General features: G+C 63.9%; 17 protein-coding genes. 6 read left to right on the forward strand and 11 right to left on the reverse strand.

Annotated elements, in window-relative coordinates:
• Position 1 precedes the first annotated feature (1 nt).
• From AB4Z10_RS10100 to AB4Z10_RS10110, 3 genes are read left to right on the forward strand one after another with little or no spacing between them, the layout of a single operon-like run.
• Positions 2-778 (forward strand): transporter substrate-binding domain-containing protein, encoded by a 777-nt coding sequence (locus tag AB4Z10_RS10100; protein ID WP_441470262.1) that lies wholly within the window; start codon positions 2-4, stop codon positions 776-778.
• 16 nt (positions 779-794) lie between these two features.
• Complete coding sequence (locus AB4Z10_RS10105) at positions 795-1,028, forward strand: class II aldolase/adducin head domain-containing protein (RefSeq protein ID WP_441470263.1); 234 nt, start codon at positions 795-797, stop codon at positions 1,026-1,028.
• Between the two features lie 5 nt (positions 1,029-1,033).
• Positions 1,034-1,414, forward strand: a complete 381-nt coding sequence (locus tag AB4Z10_RS10110; protein WP_441470264.1) for a methylglyoxal synthase — start codon at positions 1,034-1,036, stop codon at positions 1,412-1,414.
• Between the two features lie 107 nt (positions 1,415-1,521).
• Here AB4Z10_RS10110 and sorB read toward each other — a convergent pair whose 3' ends face one another.
• The 6 genes from sorB to AB4Z10_RS10140 all read right to left on the reverse strand — a co-directional run bounded on the left by sorB (position 1,522) and on the right by AB4Z10_RS10140 (position 5,925).
• Positions 1,522-1,842, reverse strand: coding sequence for a SorB family sulfite dehydrogenase c-type cytochrome subunit (gene sorB, locus AB4Z10_RS10115; RefSeq protein WP_441470413.1), 321 nt, complete (start codon positions 1,840-1,842; stop codon positions 1,522-1,524).
• Positions 1,843-1,859: 17 nt separating this feature from the next.
• Positions 1,860-3,077, reverse strand: a complete 1,218-nt coding sequence (sorA, locus tag AB4Z10_RS10120; protein ID WP_441470265.1) for a SorA family sulfite dehydrogenase catalytic subunit — start codon at positions 3,075-3,077, stop codon at positions 1,860-1,862.
• Between the two features lie 83 nt (positions 3,078-3,160).
• Complete coding sequence (locus AB4Z10_RS10125) at positions 3,161-3,961, reverse strand: anti-sigma factor (RefSeq protein ID WP_441470266.1); 801 nt, start codon at positions 3,959-3,961, stop codon at positions 3,161-3,163.
• A complete protein-coding gene (locus AB4Z10_RS10130; protein WP_441470267.1) occupies positions 3,951-4,469 on the reverse strand; it encodes an RNA polymerase sigma factor in 519 nt (172 codons plus the stop codon). Before AB4Z10_RS10130 ends, AB4Z10_RS10125 begins: the two co-directional genes overlap by 11 nt.
• Before the next feature lie 80 nt (positions 4,470-4,549).
• Positions 4,550-5,620, reverse strand: a complete 1,071-nt coding sequence (locus AB4Z10_RS10135; RefSeq protein WP_441470268.1) for a YeiH family protein — start codon at positions 5,618-5,620, stop codon at positions 4,550-4,552.
• 17 nt (positions 5,621-5,637) lie between these two features.
• A complete protein-coding gene (locus tag AB4Z10_RS10140) occupies positions 5,638-5,925 on the reverse strand; it encodes a hypothetical protein (RefSeq protein ID WP_441470269.1) in 288 nt (95 codons plus the stop codon).
• An 85-nt stretch (positions 5,926-6,010) separates the two neighbouring features.
• Here AB4Z10_RS10140 and AB4Z10_RS10145 point away from each other — a divergent pair, with 85 nt between their 5' ends.
• Genes AB4Z10_RS10145 through AB4Z10_RS10155 form a run of 3 tightly spaced genes read left to right on the forward strand, consistent with a single transcriptional unit; the run spans position 6,011 to position 10,846 of the window.
• Complete coding sequence (locus AB4Z10_RS10145) at positions 6,011-7,960, forward strand: PrkA family serine protein kinase (protein WP_441470270.1); 1,950 nt, start codon at positions 6,011-6,013, stop codon at positions 7,958-7,960.
• 19 nt (positions 7,961-7,979) lie between these two features.
• On the forward strand, positions 7,980-9,287 hold the full coding sequence (locus tag AB4Z10_RS10150; protein ID WP_441470271.1) for a YeaH/YhbH family protein: 1,308 nt from the start codon (positions 7,980-7,982) through the stop codon (positions 9,285-9,287).
• Between the two features lie 11 nt (positions 9,288-9,298).
• Positions 9,299-10,846 (forward strand): SpoVR family protein, encoded by a 1,548-nt coding sequence (locus AB4Z10_RS10155; protein ID WP_441470272.1) that lies wholly within the window; start codon positions 9,299-9,301, stop codon positions 10,844-10,846.
• Between the two features lie 1,206 nt (positions 10,847-12,052).
• Here the strand turns inward: AB4Z10_RS10155 and AB4Z10_RS10160 are convergent.
• The 5 genes from AB4Z10_RS10160 to AB4Z10_RS10180 all read right to left on the reverse strand — a co-directional run bounded on the left by AB4Z10_RS10160 (position 12,053) and on the right by AB4Z10_RS10180 (position 17,458).
• Entirely contained in the window at positions 12,053-12,364 is a 312-nt protein-coding gene (locus AB4Z10_RS10160; protein ID WP_441470273.1) for a hypothetical protein, read from the reverse strand.
• 261 nt (positions 12,365-12,625) lie between these two features.
• Positions 12,626-13,669 (reverse strand): ABC transporter ATP-binding protein, encoded by a 1,044-nt coding sequence (locus AB4Z10_RS10165; RefSeq protein WP_441470274.1) that lies wholly within the window; start codon positions 13,667-13,669, stop codon positions 12,626-12,628.
• Positions 13,666-15,246, reverse strand: coding sequence for an ABC transporter permease (locus AB4Z10_RS10170; RefSeq protein WP_441470275.1), 1,581 nt, complete (start codon positions 15,244-15,246; stop codon positions 13,666-13,668). Before AB4Z10_RS10170 ends, AB4Z10_RS10165 begins: the two co-directional genes overlap by 4 nt.
• 55 nt (positions 15,247-15,301) lie before the next feature.
• Positions 15,302-16,309, reverse strand: a complete 1,008-nt coding sequence (locus tag AB4Z10_RS10175) for an iron ABC transporter substrate-binding protein (RefSeq protein WP_441470276.1) — start codon at positions 16,307-16,309, stop codon at positions 15,302-15,304.
• 201 nt (positions 16,310-16,510) lie between these two features.
• Positions 16,511-17,458 carry an SIS domain-containing protein gene (locus AB4Z10_RS10180; protein WP_441470277.1) on the reverse strand — a complete coding sequence of 316 codons (948 nt, stop codon included), beginning with the start codon at positions 17,456-17,458 and terminating at the stop codon, positions 16,511-16,513.
• Positions 17,459-17,498: the final 40 nt, after the last annotated feature.

Raw genomic sequence — 17,498 nt, forward strand, 5'->3', positions numbered from 1 at the left:
GATGGGCGAAGAGGCAAAGCTCATCAGCCAGATCGTCGGCGCTCCGCCGGATGCGGTTCGCCACGTGCTATCGCGTCATGGCGTGCTGCGAGCCGGCATCAACCTGTCGAACTTTCTGCTTGTTTCGAGCCAGACAGCCGATGGCGGCCCGGCCGGCGTCTCACCCGACATGGCGGCCACCTTGGCGGCCTGCCTGAGCCTGCCGCTGAAATACATTCCCTATGAATCGCCCGGCAAACTCGCAGATGCGGCTGAGCGAGACGAGTGGGACGTGGCGCTGCTTGGGGCCGAACCCCAGCGCGCCGCCGTTATCGACTTCACCCCGGCCTATGCCGAGATCGAGGCGACCTATCTGGTTCCTCCGGGATCGTCTCTGCAATCCCTGGCAGAGGTGGACATGAGGGGGCGGCGCATCGCGGTTGCCGCCCGCACGGCGTATGGCCTGTGGCTCGAACGGAACGTCCGCGAGGCCGAACTCGTGACGGGGCTCAATTTCGACGAAGCTTATCAGCATTTCGTCGACGGCAAGCTCGATGCTCTGGCAGGCCTGAGGCCGAAGCTGATCGAGGACGAAAAGAAGCTACCGGGTTCGCGGATTCTTCCCGGCCGCTTCATGGCCGTCCAGCAGGCGCTCGGCACGCCCAAGGCGTCCGGCGTCGCGCTCGATTATCTTCGCAGCTTCGTCTCGGCGGCCATCCAAACGGGACTCGTTGGTCAGTTGATCGCCAGGCACGGCGTGGTCGGGCTCTCGGTCGCCTGGACCAACACCGACAGCTGAAGCGACGAAAGGCCGGATGAACCCGGCAAGATCGGGCTCCTTCCGACAGGTGGATTTCTTCGCCCTCGCGCTCGCCACCCTCGAAGGCTTGGCGCGGGCGGTGGTTTCCGGGAAGGATCTCCGAAGCGCTGTTTACGCGGCTGACGGGCTCGACCAGATTGCGAAGCTCCTGATCCTCAGCTCCGGCCGCAGCGACAAGTTTCGTGGCGAGACCGAAGTCGAGGAACTCAAGTGCGTCTTCGGGGGCTGAGCGCGATGTCTCTCACGATCGGTATGGTGGCCCATGACAGCAAGAAGCCGGATCTCGCTGCCTGGGCCGTGCAGCACGCAAACTTGATCGCGCATCATACCGTCATCGCGACGGCGACGACGGGTGGCGTGCTGAAATCCTCGCTTCCCGATCTCAATATCCGCCTGGTCAAAAGCGGCCCGCTTGGCGGCGATCAGCGGGTTGGCGCGATGATTGCGCAAGGCGAATTGGACGTGCTTCTGTTCTTTCCCGATCCCCTCGCCGCCCAGCCTCACGACGTCGACGTCAAGGCACTGCTGAGACTGGTCCTCGTATACGACATCCCCGCAGCCTTCAGTCCCAGCACTGCGAGCGCCCTCGCCCGATCAGGCCTTTTCGATCGATAGACACGGCGCGATGCGACGCTGGCGGCCCCGCCAAGGGCCGCCACGTCTCAAAAGAGGGTCCGCGGCTGGAGACAGGCCCCTGGCAATAGGCGCCGGCCCCAGTCCGGTCAGTAGGTCTGGCCGAGGTACTCCGCGATGGCCTTGGCGTCCTTCTCGTCGATCGGGGCCTTGTAGACCTTGATCATCTTCTGGACCTCGGCATCCCAGAAGGCCTGCCCCTTCCTGCTCGGCTGGTAGTTGATGTAGTCGACCGAGTGACAGGCCGTGCAATTGTTCTTGGCGGCCTCGAAGCCCGGCTCGGAGCCGGGCTTGAGCGTGGCCGTCTCGTCCGGGAGCTTATAGGTCTTCGGAGCGGCGAGCGCGGTTCCGGCAAGGGCAAACGCCAGGATGAATACGGCGCCGAACGTGCGGGGGCGGCAAGTGGTCATCGTCATGACAATCTCCCTCACGCTGCCGTGACGCGCGTCGTCTCGACGACATTGCGCAGGTAGCCGGACGGGTTCCAGAGCGGTTGCATCGGCTGGGTCTGGCCCTTGGCGTTGGTGGCCTTGACCATGAGCTTCTGCTCGCCGGCTGCCACGGGGACATTCGCCTTCCATTCGCGGAAGGAGTACTTGCCGAGATCTTGCCCCAGACCGGCCTTGACCCAGGACTGCCCGCCATCGCCGGAAACCTGGACTTCGGCGATGCCGGCGCCCCCATCGAAGGCGATGCCGCGCAGCGCCAGTTGGCCCGCCTTGACCTTCGCGCCGTCCAGCACGTTGGTGATGAAGGAGCGAACGGTGAAGCGGTTGATCGGGATCGTCGCCACGGGCGCCTTTCCGGGCTCGACGCAGGCGCAATCATTGTCGGGAATCCGGTAGGCCGTCTTCATCCAGAAGCTGTCGAGCTCCTTGTCCAGCACGGTGATCTCGTTCAGGTGCTTGACCCAATAGGTGCCGTAATAGCCGGGCACGACGAGGCGCAGCGGATAGCCGTTGAGCCAGGGAAGATCGGTCCCGTTCATGGCATAGGCCAGCATGACTTCACCGTCGCGGGCATGGTCGAGCGCGAGCGCCTTCGTGAAGTCGGGCGTATCGGGCGAAACCGGGCCGTCGAGCCCCCCGAAGGCCACCTGCACGGCTCCCGGCTGGACCCCGGCTCGTTCCAGCACAGCCTTGAGCGAGACGCCGCGCCAGCGCGCATTGCCCATGGCACCGTTGCCGAGCTGGCCGCCGGCGACCCGCGGCTCGACGAAGCCGCGGCTATTGCCGGAGCACTGGTTGACCGCAACGACCTCGATCGCAGGGAAGCTGCCTTTCAGTTCGCGCAGCGACAGCGAGAGCGGCTTGGATACCTTGCCTTTCACCTCGAGCCGGAAGGTTTCGGGATCGATCTCCAGCGGAATGTCGGCGAGATGGTAGCGAACGAAGAAGGCGTCGTTCGGCGTGATGACACCATCGTTGAAGACAGAGAACGGCGTCTCAAGCTGCGGCGGGCGAGCTGTCTGCTGGATCAGCGGGCGTTTTCCCGGCACTTTGACGAGTTCGCGCTCGCCGTTCTCGAAAGGCAGTTTGACGGTTTCGGCGGCCAGGACCGAGAAACGCGATCCAGCGATCGCGACGGCTCCCACCCCCAATGCGGCACTGCCGGCAGATGTCAGCATCTGTCGTCTGTTCAACATGGCGTTTCTCCCGAGGACACATTCCTCGGGAGATTGAGACGCATGAGAGCGTCGATTTATTCCATATCGAGGAAAGAAAGTGGTCAGGCGCCGCAAGGCTGGCCGATATTCGGCACGTCCCGGAGAGCCGCAACCTGCTCGTCGGTCGGCGCCTGCTTCTGACGGGTCAGCTTGGCGATGACGTCGGCAAGGCGGTCGAGACGCGCTGGATCCATGCCCTGGCTGAGCAGCGCATAATCGGCTCCCACCGCACTCCACGCGCGAATGCGCAGCCCATCGCGGTCGGACCTGGCCGGCGCTGCATTCCAGCGTCCGGAATGCGGTGCCATCCAGAGCCCGAGCCGGCAGCCATGTGGGCCGCGATAGCCGGCCAGCAGGCCTCCATCGCCCGACGTCGGATCGAGCGAGAGATAAGTGAGCTCCAACGCGGAGGCACGCAAATCGGGAAGGTGTCCGCTCTGGGCGGCAGCGAGATCGATCCGGACGCGCTGCTCCAGCGCCTCAGCCTGGCGTCCTGCGATCCAGTGGCGATGAGCCTCGACCGCTGCGGCGAGCACTCCGTCAGGCGCCGTCGCCGGGCCGGAGGGGCGCAGGGCGAGGAAACCGATGCATGCTGCGAGCGCCAGAGCGGCCGCGATAGGCAGGGCCGCGCTGAAACGACGCCTGCGCGGCAGCATGAATGCCGGCGGCGCCATCTCGGGAGGCAGGCGGCGTGTGACGGCGCGCAGCCGCGACAGCGTCGCCACGCGCTCGGCCAGCCGTGGGTCACAGGCGATCGCGGCCGCAACATTGGCTGCGTCCTCGGGCGAGAGCTCGTCGTCGACGTAGGCATTCAACCTGTCGAGGGAAACTCTGTCTCCCCCAGCCGATGTTTCACCGTGCATGTCGGTGCCTCGACTGGAGCGGGCGCAGGTTCTCGCGCTCGATGACTGCCAGCAATGCCTGCCTGGCCCGGCTCAACCGGCTCATGATCGTCCCTTGCGGCATGCCCAGGATAGATGCGACCTCGCCATAGCTGAACCCGGCCAAATCAACCAGTTCGATGATCTCGCGGTGGTGGGGCGGTATTTGCTTCAAGGCCTGCCGAACGGTGATTTCAGCAATGATGCTGTCATCGTAGCGATAGTCGAAGCCGGGCCCCTCCTCCACAGCTCCGTTTTCAGGCTCGTCATGGATGTGGCGGGTGCGGCGATAATTGTCGATCCAGGCATTGCGGACGATCTTGAACAACCAAGCGCGCACGGCTTCAGGGCGGGGCTGAGCACCCGAGCTCCCGAGAGCCTTGAGAGCGCAAGACTGGAGCAGGTCCGCAGCAGCGTCGGCATTGTCGGTCAGGCGGAGCGCATAGGAAAAAAGGCTCTTCCAGTTGCTGCGCAACGCTTCTTCGATCATCGCTCGCAGGGCAACACCTCTCGAACCTGATGCTGTCTCGCTCCGTTGGCGGCGCCTCTGCCGGGAGCCCCGATACAAATTTACGAGATGCCCAGCAGTCGGATCAGGCCGACGCTGACCGCGGCGAGCGCGAGCAGAGAAAGGAAAACCGCCGCCGTTACGCTCCGACCAGCCCTGGCAACCGCGCGAATGTCGACGCCAAGCCCCAACGCGGCCATCGAGATGATCGTCAGGATCGTCGCAGCTTGAGCGATAGGTGCAAGAGCAACCGCCGGGATACCGCCGTGCGAACGGAGCGCCGCCATCGCCAGGAAGGCGATGATGAACCATGGGACGAGCTTATGCACGGGCAAGCGGCTACGGGGCTGGTTCGCTCCGGCGAAATTGTCGGCCTTGGCCTGCGCCCGGCTGCTCAGAATTGAAAGGATGAGAACGACCGGCCCAAGCATCAGCACACGCACGAGCTTCACGAGCGTTCCGATCTGGACACTGGTGGCCGCAACCGGTGCCGTTGCCGCAAGAACCTGCGGGACCGCGTAGACGGTGAGGCCCGCCAGCACGCCGTATTGGATATCCGACAGTTGCAACAGCGGCACCAGCAGCGGAAGGCCCAGCACCACCAGGACGCCCAGCACCGCGGTGAATGCGATGGATGCCGCCACGTCGTGACCGCTTGCGCCGATCACGGGCGCCACCGCCGCGATGGCCGAGTTGCCGCAGATCGAATTGCCGCAGGCAACCAAGACGGCCATGCGCTTGGGCAGGCCCAGCACGCGTCCGATCAGAAAGCTGACGGCAAGCGCGACTGCGACGACCGCGGCGATGCCAACGATCAAGCTTGGCCCGGCCGCGATGATGGCCTCGGCATTCAGCGACGCTCCGAGGAGCACGATCGCGATTTCCAGAACCATCTTCGATGAAAACGCGATCCCCGGCAGCCAGAACGTCGAAGGGCGCCAGAAGGTCCGCACGGCGGTGCCGAGCAGGATTGCCAGTACGAGAGCCTCCAGCCACGCACGGCCCGTCAGATGTGCTTCCAGCACTTCGAGGCCGTAGGCCGCGGCGCTGATGAGCACGCAAAGCCCAAAGCCAGGCAGGAGTTGCCCAGCTCGCTGGATTGGCGAACGGAAGATTGCGGAAACGTCACTCATGGATGGGGCGCCAGGGATTAGAATAACTCTTTCTTTCTGGCACCATCTTTTAGAAAAATCATCCAATCAAACGCATTGAATCGAACGTTCTGATCTGCTTTGCCGAACGCTTCCTGCTGGCCTCGGCCGATGGCGGACACCCGGCTCAACGCGCTCCGGGCAGCGTGCATCGTCAGCCGAGCTGCGCGGCAAGCGCTTTTCTTCTCCGACACGCCGCCACCTAGGCGCGAGGCCGCATCCTGTGGCGGCGAGGTATCTGCCGCCGAACACATGGCTGCCACGAGGACGCCGCAGAAGACGTTCATGCATTGGGCAGGAACTTGCGATACTATCGTCGGTTGAGTGTTGAGAGCCGTCGTCGAGGAGACCACCGATCGGTGGATGGCTGCCATGATCGAGAGAGACAGCGAGGTATTCCGCTTATTCTCCGAGGATTACCGGAGCTACTCACAGGAGGAGATGAGCCTGCAGGAATACCTGCTGGCATGTCGCGAAGATAAATCGATGTATGCCTCCGCGGCCGAGCGGATGGTCGACGCTATCGGGAAGCCGACATTGTTCGACACCAGCAAGGACGAGCGGCTCGGCCGGATTTTCGGTAACAGGACCATCAAGATCTATCCCTCCTTCGCCGATTTCTACGGCATGGAAGATACGATCGAGCGGATCGCCGGCTATTTCCGCTATGCCTCGCAAGGGCTGGAGGAGCGCAAGCAGATCGTCTATCTCCTCGGCCCGGTCGGCGGCGGCAAGTCCTCGCTGGCGGAGCGGCTGAAGAAGCTCGTGGAGGAGCGGCCGTTCTACACGCTCAAGGTGGGCGGCAAGATCAGCCCGGTGTTTGAATCACCTTTGGGCTTGTTTCACCCGGACCGCATGGGCGGTCTGTTCGAGGACAAATACGGCATCGCACGGCGGCGCCTCTCCGGCCTGATCTCGCCATGGGCGGCGAAGCGGCTCGACGAATTGTCCGGCGACATCTCCAAGTTCAGCGTCGTCAAGCTGATGCCGTCGCGGCTGCGCCAGATCGGCATCGCCAAGACGGAGCCGGGCGACGAGAACAACCAGGATGTCTCGACGCTCGTCGGCAAGGTGGACATCCGACAGCTCGAGAATTTCAGCCAGTCGGACCCCGATGCCTATTCCTATAGCGGCGGGCTGAACCGGACGACGCAAGGCCTGCTCGAATTCGTCGAGATGTTCAAGGCGCCGATCAAGGTTCTGCATCCTCTGCTGACCGCGACCCAGGAGGGCAGCTACAACGGCACAGAGAATTTCGGCGCGTTTCCCTACCAGGGCATCGTGCTGGCTCACTCCAACGAGTCGGAATGGCTCCAGTTCAAGAACAACAGGAACAACGAGGCGTTCCTTGACCGCATTCTGGTGATCAAGGTGCCTTATTGCCTGCGCGTTACCGAAGAGCGGGAGATCTACGAAAAGCTGCTGCGCGAGAGCGAACTCGCCAACAGCCCCTGCGCTCCCGAAGTGCTCGACATCCTCAGCCGATTCTCGGTCTCGACACGGCTGACCGAATTCGAGAATTCGCCGCTCTACACAAAGATGCGCGTCTATGACGGCGAGAATCTCAAGGAGCTGGAGCCCAAGGCAAAGGCAATCCAGGAATACCGCGACGCCGCCGGAGTCGACGAAGGCATGACCGGCGTGAGCACGCGCTTCGCCTTCAAGATCCTTTCGCAGACATTCAACTACGATACCCAGGAACTCGCCGCCGATCCCGTGCACCTGATGTACATCCTGGAAGGGGCGATCAAGCGCGAGCAGTTCCCCAAGGAGACGGAAGCGGCCTATCTCGACTTCATCAAGTCGGAGCTTGCCACACGCTACGCCGAGTTCATCGGGCACGAGATCCAGAAGGCCTATCTCGAATCCTATGGCGAGTACGGCCAGAACCTGTTCGACCGCTATATCGCCTATGCCGATGCGTGGGTCGAGGACCAGGACTACAAGGATACCGATACCGGCCAGATCCTGAACCGCCAGGTTCTGGACAACGAACTATCCCAGATCGAGAAGCCGGCGGGCATCGCCAATCCCAAGGATTTCCGCAACGAGGTCGTGAAGTTCACGCTGCGTGCGCGGGCCCGCAACAACGGCCGCAATCCTTCCTGGACCAGCTATGAAAAGCTCCGCGAGGTCATCGAGAAGCGGATGTTCGGACAGGTCGAGGATCTGCTTCCCGTCATCAGTTTCGGCTCGAAGCAGGACAGCGTGACCGAGAAGCGGCACCAGGGCTTCGTCGAGCGTATGGTGGAGCGGGGTTACACCGAGCGCCAGGTCCGGCGCCTGGTGGATTGGTACATGCGCGTGAACAAGGCGGGTTGACGTCGGCCCGAGCGGTCCCATGCCCATCTTCATCGACCGTCGATTGAACCCGAAAGACAAAAGCCTCGGCAATCGCCAGCGCTTCCTGCGCCGCGTGCGCACGGAGCTGAAGCGGAACATCCAAGAACAGATCCGATCCGGCAAGATCGCCGATGCGGACGGCGAGCGTGCCATCTCGATGCCCGCGAACGAGACGCGCGAGCCGAGCTTTCGCGATGCGAAGGATAGCGGTCATCGCCAATACGTCCTGCCCGGAAACAAGCATTTTTCTCCGGGGGACCGGATGCCGAAACCGGGCCAAGGTGGCGGGGCGGGATCGTCACCGGGCTCGCAGTCGTCCGAGGATGACTTTCGCTTCGTGCTGTCGCGCGAAGAGGTGCTCGACCTGTTCTTCGAGGATCTCGCGCTTCCCGACATGGTCAAGCTCAACCTCAAGGAAATTCTCGCCTTCAAGCCGCGGCGGGCCGGCTTTTCGGTGAGCGGGTCGCCCACCAACATCAGCGTCGCGCGCACCATGCGTAACAGCCACGGCCGCCGCATCGCGCTCCGACGGCCCAAGCGCGCGGAGCTCGAGGCAATCCTGCGGGAGCTGGCCAGCCTTGAATCCCACCGAGCAGATCCCGAGGCCCGCCAGCGTATCGCCAGCCTACGCGAGGAACTCGACCGGCTGGAGCGCCGGCGCAAGGTCATCGCCTTCGTCGACCCGGTCGACATCCGCTTCAATCGCTTCGACCCGCAGCCCCTGCCGAACGCGAAGGCGGTCATGTTCTGCCTCATGGACGTCTCGGGCTCGATGGGCGAACGCGAGAAGGATCTCGCCAAACGCTTCTTCGTCCTGCTGCATCTTTTCCTGAAGCGGCGCTACGACCGCACGGACATCGTCTTCATCCGCCATACCCACGCGGCGCAGGAGGTGGACGAGGACACCTTCTTCTACAGCACGCAGAGCGGGGGAACCGTCGTCTCGACTGCACTGGATGAAATGCATCGCATCATCAAGCTGCGCTATCCCAGCCGGGAGTGGAACATCTATGCCGCCCAGGCTTCGGACGGCGACAATCTTGCCACCGATTCCGAGCATTGCCTGACGCTGATGGATGGCGAGATCATGCGCCTGTGCCAGTATTTCGCCTATGTCGAGATCATCGACGAGCGCGAAAGCGAGATCTTCGGCTCGACCGACAACGGAACATCGCTCTGGCGCGCCTATCAGGCCGTCAAGGACAGGTGGTCGAATTTCGACATGAGCCGCATCGCCAAAGCGGCCGACATCTACCCGGTCTTCCGCCAGCTCTTCACCAAACAACAGGCACTGCAGCGCGACTGAAAGGAGCGCCGATGCCCAAGCACGCGCCCAGGCTCGACCTGCTGTTCTCCGGTTCGGACTGGAATTTCCGGACGCTCTCGCGTGCTTACGACGTCATCGAGGCTGTTGCGAAGGAGGAGCTCCATCTCGATATCTATCCGGTCCAGATGGAAGTCATCTCCTCCGAGCAGATGCTCGACGCCTATTCATCCATCGGCATGCCGCTGATGTATCGCCACTGGTCCTTCGGCAAGCATTACCTCCATCACGAACTGCTCTATCGCAAGGGCGGGCGCGGACTCGCCTATGAACTCGTGATCAACTCCAATCCCTGCATCGTCTATCTGATGGAGGAGAACACCATGGCCCTCCAGGCTCTGGTGACCGCGCACGCGGCATTGGGCCACAATCACTTTTTCAAGAACAACTATCTGTTCCAGCAATGGACGGACGCCGGCGCCATCCTGGGCTATCTCGATTTTGCCAAGGGCTTCATCGCCCGCTGCGAGGAAAGGCACGGCGTCGCGGCGGTGGAGGCCATTCTCGATGCCGCCCACGCGCTGATGGACCAGGGCGTGTTCCGCTATCGCCGCCCTCCGAAGCTCTCGTCCGACAAGCAGCGCGAGGGCCTTCGCGAGCGGCTGGAATACGAAGAGCGCTCCTACAATGATCTATGGCGCACAGTCCCGCGCCCGGCGGACGGCACCAAGGCCGACGAGACGGAGGATACGGTCGCCGAGCGCAAGAAGGCGCTCAATCTCCCCGAGGAGAACCTGCTCTACTTCCTCGAAAAGAACAGCCTGATCCTCGAGCCCTGGCAGCGCGAGATCCTCAGAATCGTGCGGGTCATCGCGCAGTATTTCTACCCCCAGCGGCAGACACAGGTGATGAACGAAGGCTGCGCGACCTTCGTGCACTACACGGTCATGAACGCGCTGTTCGACCAGGGCCGGATCAGCGAGGGCGCCATGCTGGAAATCCTGCGCAACCACTCGAATGTCGTCTTCCAGCCGGCCTTCGACGATCCCCGCTTTTCCGGCATCAATCCTTATGCGCTGGGCCTGGACATGATGCAGGATATCCAGCGTATCGCGACCGAACCCACTGCGGAGGATCGCGACTGGTTTCCCGAGATCGCGGGACAAGGCGACTGGCGCGCGATTCTGCTCGACGCCTGGGCTAATCACCGCGACGAGTCCTTCATGCGTCAGTATCTCAGCCCAGCCCTGATCCGAAAATGGCGGATGTTCCTGCTGTCCGACGCGGCCGATGAACGCTTCTACACTGTGGCGTCGATCCATAACGAACGCGGCTACGAGCGCATAAGGGCTGCGTTGGCCCAGAAATACGATATTGGCGCAAGCTATTCCGATATTCAGGTCGTGGATGTGGACCTGCTCGGCCAGAGGCATCTGCGTCTGCAGCACAGGGTCAATGGCGGCATTCTGCTGGAAAGCACCAGCTGCGACGCGACGCTGCGCCGTATCCATGAGCTTTGGGGCTATGAAGTCAACCTGGAAGGAGTAGACGCACAGACGGGAGCCAGGATCTACGAGCGATCCAGCCGTCAGCTTGCGTAACAACTGCTCCACCCGACAGAATTGGCCCAGCCTGAATTATATCCGCAGGCAAAGCAGTTCCAGCCATCCGGTAATTCGCGATGACTACTCACCAAAACCTCGGGAACGAGCCGTACCGCGCAGCCGGATCAGCGGGATAGATCTGATGTCGGAGTTCATTGATCATAATGAGCGCGATGGCGCCGCAATACCCCCACGTCGCAATGGAGGCACCGCACCGGCCGCAGACGACTTCACTCTCTGGCTTGAGGATGCTCGGAATCGAGACATGTGGAGAGCCACATGTCTCGCAACGAAACTCGTTCTGATCCATGCCGAACCCCCCGGCTTACTGGTTATTCGTCGCGGCAAGCCGCGTTCCAGTTCATCGTCGCCAAGGATCGTTAGGGGTCGCGCTTGCCAGCCCCGCGACCTCGAACAAGGCCGATATCGGCCCCTCTACCCGAGCAGCGCTCCGGCCCCATGCTGCCGAAACACATGTGAGTAAGGCTGGCCTGCGGGATCAAGTCGAGAAGCGACGGTCCTTCTCCGTGACGAGCAGAACAATGTCAGCAGCAAGAGATCGATCGTGGTCGGGCCAGCTGCAAAGCCGCCTGACGGAACTGAGCGGCCGCCGCAGGATCGGCGCCTCCGGCTTACATCCAAGCGCAGAGTGCGAGTTCGGAAAGCGCGCTCGATGACGGCGGGCTGAGCGCTGCCAAGGTCAGCAAATCCCATTTATCCTTGAGCAGTTTCCGGAGCTTGCCGACGTCATTTGCGGCAACGGGTGCGGAGTTATGTGTACGGAGGATAGCTTTCCTGTCGGCGACCGCGATGTATCCGGATGCCTCGCACCGGGGGCACCCTTCGATGTGCCCGGGATAGGCGAGGTTCGCGACCGAACGAAGGCCCCGGCAGCCCGGACAAACCATTTGTGTCTTCATGCTTCCCCCGCGTTCAACCCCAAGCGGACGGCCATTCTTCTTGTAGAAAGCCCCGATCTTTCAAAAGAGTAAAGCACAAATTATACGCAATGATACCATCCATTTGCGAGGCGAACACGTCGCATTGCTCCGCTGGTCCGTTACTCAAACGGGAATCGAGTTATGTTGCTGTCTTACTCTACGGCAATTTACGTCGCACACCCTGCAATTGCGAGACACCGACCGATCGAACGCAACACGGTAACGATCACATCGCGTGGCTGTTCGCGCTCTTGCACGCCCATCACCAGCGGTCGTCGTAGTCGCGGCGATAGCCATAAGCCGGCGCCCAGGGAGGCGGGCCGCCGTATCGGCGTCCGTAGCCGTATCCGTTCCCGCCACCATAGCCGTGACGACGCTCATGGTAGCGCTGGCGCTCCATATTCTCCTGAATGATCATCAGGCGCTCACGCTTGGCTTCGCTCATCGTGAACTCCACCGCCTGCTTGTCGAGGCGCCGAGCAACATCTCCGGGCAACGCCTCGCTGGCGCGCACCGACGTCAATGAAGCAGCAATGCCGAAGCCAACAAGTGCTGTGATCGCAAACCGACGCATGGGAATCTCCCTTTTTGCTCTGGCCAGTAGAGCAGTCGGTTATCGAACATGGCCTGAACAGGATTGTTCGCGGGCGTTCATCTTCCCAGCTTCCCGTTCGGCGGTATCCCCGTCTTTGAGAGCCGTACGAGAGCCATGAAGGCGTGGCGGGGGACAGGCTGGAAGGAAGAGCACGCCAGACGGCGGTTCCTCTTTGCGCCGGCGGTCAAGGAGTAGCCCTGCATCCGCCGGTCGACCGCCAAACGGCGTTGGGTTCGGCCCCTATCGGGAGCCGGGCAGCAGGAACGGCGTGCCCTTCACCGATACGAAAACGGTCTGTCCGATCTGCGGCCGGTCCATGCTCGAAACCTGTGCGGTGAAACGGATTTCCCCGCCGCCATGGTTCGTCCGCAGTGCCACAGTGCATTGCGCGCCCCGGAAAGCGACGCTCTCGATCAAGGCTTCGAGGCCCGGACCGACCGGCGACAGCTGGAACTGCTCAGGCCTGAGCATGATGGTGCCAACCCCGCGGCGACCGCCTGTCTCGGCTTCGAACTCGCCAAGCCCGCAGGAGACGCTCTTCTCCTCGATTTTGGCCTCGAACAGAACGGCGCTTCCCAGGAACAGGGCCGTTTCGACATCCGCCGGCCGCCAATAAAGCTCGGCCGGCCGGCCTGATTGCACAAGCCTGCCTTCACGCATCACCGCGAGCTGATCGGCAAAGGACAACGCCTCACCCTGATCATGAGTGACCAGGATGGTCGTGATGCCGGCTCGGGCGAGCACGCGCGCCACAGCCTGCCGGACAGTCTCGCGCAGCCCCGTATCGAGCGCGGAAAACGGCTCGTCGAGGAGCATCAGGGCCGGTTTCCGGGCGAGCGCGCGGGCGAGCGCGACACGCTGCTGCTGCCCTCCGGAGAGCTCGTGCGGCCTGCGGGTCAGCATCGCGGCATCGAGCTCGACGAGCTCCATCAGCTCGCGCAATCGGCCCGCCCGGTCCGGCTCGTTTCGCGGGATGCCGAAGCCGAGATTGCCGGCAACGTCGAGATGCGGGAACAGCGCCCCGTCCTGAGTGACATAGCCGATCCGGCGCCGATGTGCGGGGGCGATCGCCGGCCCGTCGGCCAGCACCTGCCCGTCGAGCACCACAGTTCCCGCATCGGGGGCTTCGAAGCCGGCGATGACACGCAGCAGCGTCGTCTTTCCCGAGCCGGAGGGCCCGACGATGGCGACGCGGCTGCCCGCCTCCACGGAAAGGGACACGCGATCCAACGCCACCGTCGCACCGTAGCGCTTCGAGACTTCCGAGATGACGAGCTGGGTCATGCGCCGAGGGATTTGCGTGCCTGAGCGTGCAGCAGCGCGGTCATCGGCAACGAGAGAAGGATCATCAGCACCGCATAGGGCGCGGCATTCGCATAGTCGAGCTCGCTGGTGAGCGCCCAGAACTCCGTGGCCAGCGTGCGGGTGCCGTTGGGAGCGAGCAGCAATGTCGCGGTCAGCTCCGTTGCCACGCCCATCGCGACGAGTGCCATCGCGGCGGCGACGCCGGGCGCTGCGAGCGGCAGCGTCACCGACAGAAGCGCCCGGGCCGGGTTGCGGCCGAGCGCCGCCGCAGCGCGCTCCAGTTCGACCGGGACCTGCGCGATCCCGGCACGCAGCCCGACCAGCGCGCGCGGCAGAAACATGAGGACATAGGCAAAGACCACGGTCGCAGCCGTCTGGTAGAGCGGCAAGGCGATGCGCACTGTCACGGTGACGAGGGCCAGCGCCACCACGACACCCGGCAGCGCACCCAGATAGCTGTGGCAGCTTTCCAGCAAGCGGGTCGCCCGGCCGGGTGCGCGGACCGAGAGCCACGCCATCGGCAGCGCGGTAGCAGCGGCAGCGAAGGCGCCGGCAGCGGCATAGCCCAGCGTCTCGACCAGGGACGCCGCCAGCGCGCTCTGCCGCCAGACATCGTCTCCTGCGGCCATGAGCCAGCGGGAGAGCGTCAGCGCGGGTACGCCGAGGCTGAGCGCGGCGAAGGCGAACGGCAGCGCCAGGGCCGGCAGCCGCCAGGCTCCGAGCCGCTGGCGCGGTGCCGGGCGCGGCGCGCCGGAGCCGAGCCGGGCATAGCGCGCGCCGCCGCGCAGCAGCCATTCGAGCCCGATGAGCCCGCAGCAGCTCAGCACCAGCACGCCCGCGAGCATGTTCGCCGCCGGGCCGTTATAACTCGACTGGAACTGGTCGATGATCGCCGTGGTGAAGGTGTCGAAGCGGATCATGGCGTAGAGCCCGTATTCGGCGAGCAGGTGCAACCCGACCAGAAGGCTGCCGCCACAAATCGCAAGCCGCAGTTGCGGCAGCACCACCCGCAGAAGGACGCGCGACGGAGACTGCCCGAGCGAGGCTGCTACATGTTCGAGTTCAGGGTCGAGCCGGCGCATCTGCGCGGCGACCGGCAGATAGAGGAAGGGGAGATAGGCGAGGACCGAAACCAGCACCGCGGCCGGCAGCCCGTGGAAGCGCGGCAGGAAGCTGACCCAGGCATAGGACTGGACGAAGGCCGGCACTGCGAGCGGTGCGACCGCGAGCCAGGACAAGACCTTGGCGCCGGGCATGTCGCTGCGCTCGGTGAGCCAGGCCAGCGTGACCGCCAGCAGGATCGCAGGCGGCAGCGTGCAGAGTTCGAGCAGCAACGTGTTGACGAGCAATTCGCCGACGCGTGGCCGCCAGATCAGCGAGAAGGCCGTCTGCCAACCGGTCTCGATCGCAATCCAGACGATGAATCCCAATGGCAGCAGGGCGCAGAGGGAGACGCCGCCGGCGAGCAGCAGCATTGCCCGGCCGGCAAGATTGCGTTGCCGCCTTAGCGGCAAAACCGGCAGAGCCGGCGTATCGACGGAAAGAGAAACGGTCATGGGACAATGCGCGTGCGAGCGCATCTCGCACGCGCAATTAATCTACGCAACCGGGTCAGAGCAGGCCCGCGGCGGTCATCAGCTCGGTGACCTTCTTGCTGTCGAGCTGCGAGGGCTCGACCTTCGGTGCGTCGAGCTTGGCGATCGGCTCCAGCTTCGGGTTCGAGGCCTCGCCGTTGCCGATGGCGTATTCGAAGGAATCACCCTCGCGCAGGACGGCCTGCCCTTGCTTGCCGCTCATCCACCTCACGAAGGCTTCCGCCTCCTTCTTGTGCTTGCTGGATTCGAGCACGCCCGCGCCCGAAGTGCTCAGGAAGGCGCCGGGATCCTGGCCGCGGAAATAGTGCAGCCCGACATTGCCGCTGTTCTCAGCCGTCTTCGCCTGATCGCCGAAGTAATAATAGTGGTAGATCACCGCGCCCTCGACCTCGCCGGCATTGACCGCCTTCATGGCGACGCTGTTGCCGCGGTAGGCGCTGGAGTTGTCCTTCATCGCCTTGAGCCAGTCGCCCGTGACCTTCTCGCCCTTGAGGACGAGGAGCGCGCCGACGATCGCCTGGAAGTCAGCGCCCGACGGCGAGGCGGCCCAGCGCCCCTTCCACTTGGCGTCGGCGAGATCCAGCATCGACTTCGGCAGCTCCGCCTCCTTCAGCTTGCGCTTGTCGTAGGCGAAGACGGTGCTGCGCGCGGCGACGCCCGTCCAGCGCCCGCTCGCGGGGCGAAACTGCGCCGGAACCTGATCGAGAACGTCCTTGGGCAGCGTCTCGAACAGCCCGGCCTTCTCGACCAGCACCATGGCCGGGGAATTCTCGGTGACGAAGACGTCCGCTGGAGAGGACGCGCCCTCCTGGACGATCTGGTTGGCGAGTTCGGTATCCGACCCCTTGCGGATCGTCACCTTGATGCCAGTCTCCTTGGTGAAGCCGTCGGCCCAGGCCTGCGTCAGGCTGGCGTGCTGGGCGTTGTAGACCGTGATCCCGTCCTGAGCCCGAACCGCGTTCGCCGCGCCGAGGGTGATGGCGAGAACGCCGATACGAAGAGCAAGGGACGAGTACGACGCCATGGTGACCTTCTCCTGCCAACGCAGTTCGTGAACTGGGCCGGCGTTAGATTCCCAAGCGTCAAAGCTGTCAATTATTATTGTCTAGTTTATAATCTTTCGAAACAATACGAATCCGCCGACAAGCACTACTGTCGGGCTGCGTTTCACCGCCCTCCCCCTCGGTATGATCTTCCGAACGGGATGGGCGGCGATGACGCCCGCTCACACCGTCCGCGTTACCTTGGCCAAATGGGGCGGCCGATCGGGATCCAGACCGCGGCTTTTCGCCAGAGCCGCGACCGCGCCGTAGAACGCGCGGACTTGCGCCAACGGCAGCAGCGGGGCTGGCAGCGCAGGCGGCAGAGGCAGGCTCGTGCCATGCCCCCCCTCGCGCGCACCGGCATAGCACAGGTCGGCGCCGAATTGCGCCAGGGCGGACGCGGCGTCAGCGACGCTGGTGCTGCCCTCGTCGCCCGGGTCGAGCGCCAGAGCCGGGAAGCCCGGCCCGACCAGAGCGAGCGGGCCGTGCCGCACCTCGGCGGCGCTGAAGGCCTCGGCGTGGATCCGGCAGGTTTCCTTGAACTTGAGCGCGATCTCCTGCGCGATGCCGAAGCTCAGGCCACGCCCGATCACATACAGACTGCGCGCTTCGCGCCAGGCCGAGAGAGCCGGCCCCCAGTCGCAGCGGCCGGCGGCATCGAGCGCTTCGGGCGCCTGCGCCAGCGCGGCGGACAGGGCATCGTCCTGCGCCCATTCGGCCGCCAGATGCAGGAAAGCGAGACAGGTGGCGAGGAAGCTCTTGGTCGCAGCGACGCTGTGCTCCGGCCCGGCCCGCAGCGGCACGAGCACGTCGACCATCTCGGCGAGCGGCGAAGCCTCGTCATTGACGAAGCCGACCACGAGCGCGTCGGCGCGTTTTGCGGCTTCGGTCAGGCGCAAGGCATCGGGACTGCGGCCCGACTGCGACACGGCGATGAACAGGGCACGGGAGAGGTCGAGTTCGCCGCCATAGACCGAGGCGAGGCTTGGTCCGAGCGAGGCGACGGGCAGACCGAGCGCGAGTTCGATCAGATATTTGCCGTAGGTTGCCGCATGGTCCGACGAGCCACGCGCGCAGGTCGCGACGAAGGCCGGCCGCTTGATGCGCAGGCGCCCGGCCAGATCGGCCATGATGGCCGCGTTTTCCGTCCGCTGACGGAGCGCGACAGCT

It is taken from the genome of Allobosea sp. RAF48 (assembly GCF_052114025.1).
Taxonomy (GTDB): Bacteria; Pseudomonadota; Alphaproteobacteria; order Rhizobiales; family Beijerinckiaceae; genus Allobosea.

Bases quoted from the DNA above. Each gene is read 5' to 3' on its own strand.
- AB4Z10_RS10100 (WP_441470262.1), top strand. From the start codon at position 2: ATGGGCGAAGAGGCAAAGCTCATCAGCCAGATCGTCGGCGCTCCGCCG.
- AB4Z10_RS10105 (WP_441470263.1), top strand. From the start codon at position 795: ATGAACCCGGCAAGATCGGGCTCCTTCCGACAGGTGGATTTCTTCGCC.
- AB4Z10_RS10110 (WP_441470264.1), top strand. From the start codon at position 1,034: ATGTCTCTCACGATCGGTATGGTGGCCCATGACAGCAAGAAGCCGGAT.
- sorB (WP_441470413.1), bottom strand. From the start codon at position 1,842: ATGACCACTTGCCGCCCCCGCACGTTCGGCGCCGTATTCATCCTGGCG.
- sorA (WP_441470265.1), bottom strand. From the start codon at position 3,077: ATGTTGAACAGACGACAGATGCTGACATCTGCCGGCAGTGCCGCATTG.
- AB4Z10_RS10125 (WP_441470266.1), bottom strand. From the start codon at position 3,961: ATGCACGGTGAAACATCGGCTGGGGGAGACAGAGTTTCCCTCGACAGG.
- AB4Z10_RS10130 (WP_441470267.1), bottom strand. From the start codon at position 4,469: ATGATCGAAGAAGCGTTGCGCAGCAACTGGAAGAGCCTTTTTTCCTAT.
- AB4Z10_RS10135 (WP_441470268.1), bottom strand. From the start codon at position 5,620: ATGAGTGACGTTTCCGCAATCTTCCGTTCGCCAATCCAGCGAGCTGGG.
- AB4Z10_RS10140 (WP_441470269.1), bottom strand. From the start codon at position 5,925: ATGAACGTCTTCTGCGGCGTCCTCGTGGCAGCCATGTGTTCGGCGGCA.
- AB4Z10_RS10145 (WP_441470270.1), top strand. From the start codon at position 6,011: ATGATCGAGAGAGACAGCGAGGTATTCCGCTTATTCTCCGAGGATTAC.
- AB4Z10_RS10150 (WP_441470271.1), top strand. From the start codon at position 7,980: ATGCCCATCTTCATCGACCGTCGATTGAACCCGAAAGACAAAAGCCTC.
- AB4Z10_RS10155 (WP_441470272.1), top strand. From the start codon at position 9,299: ATGCCCAAGCACGCGCCCAGGCTCGACCTGCTGTTCTCCGGTTCGGAC.
- AB4Z10_RS10160 (WP_441470273.1), bottom strand. From the start codon at position 12,364: ATGCGTCGGTTTGCGATCACAGCACTTGTTGGCTTCGGCATTGCTGCT.
- AB4Z10_RS10165 (WP_441470274.1), bottom strand. From the start codon at position 13,669: ATGACCCAGCTCGTCATCTCGGAAGTCTCGAAGCGCTACGGTGCGACG.
- AB4Z10_RS10170 (WP_441470275.1), bottom strand. From the start codon at position 15,246: ATGACCGTTTCTCTTTCCGTCGATACGCCGGCTCTGCCGGTTTTGCCG.
- AB4Z10_RS10175 (WP_441470276.1), bottom strand. From the start codon at position 16,309: ATGGCGTCGTACTCGTCCCTTGCTCTTCGTATCGGCGTTCTCGCCATC.
- AB4Z10_RS10180 (WP_441470277.1), bottom strand. From the start codon at position 17,458: ATGGCCGATCTGGCCGGGCGCCTGCGCATCAAGCGGCCGGCCTTCGTC.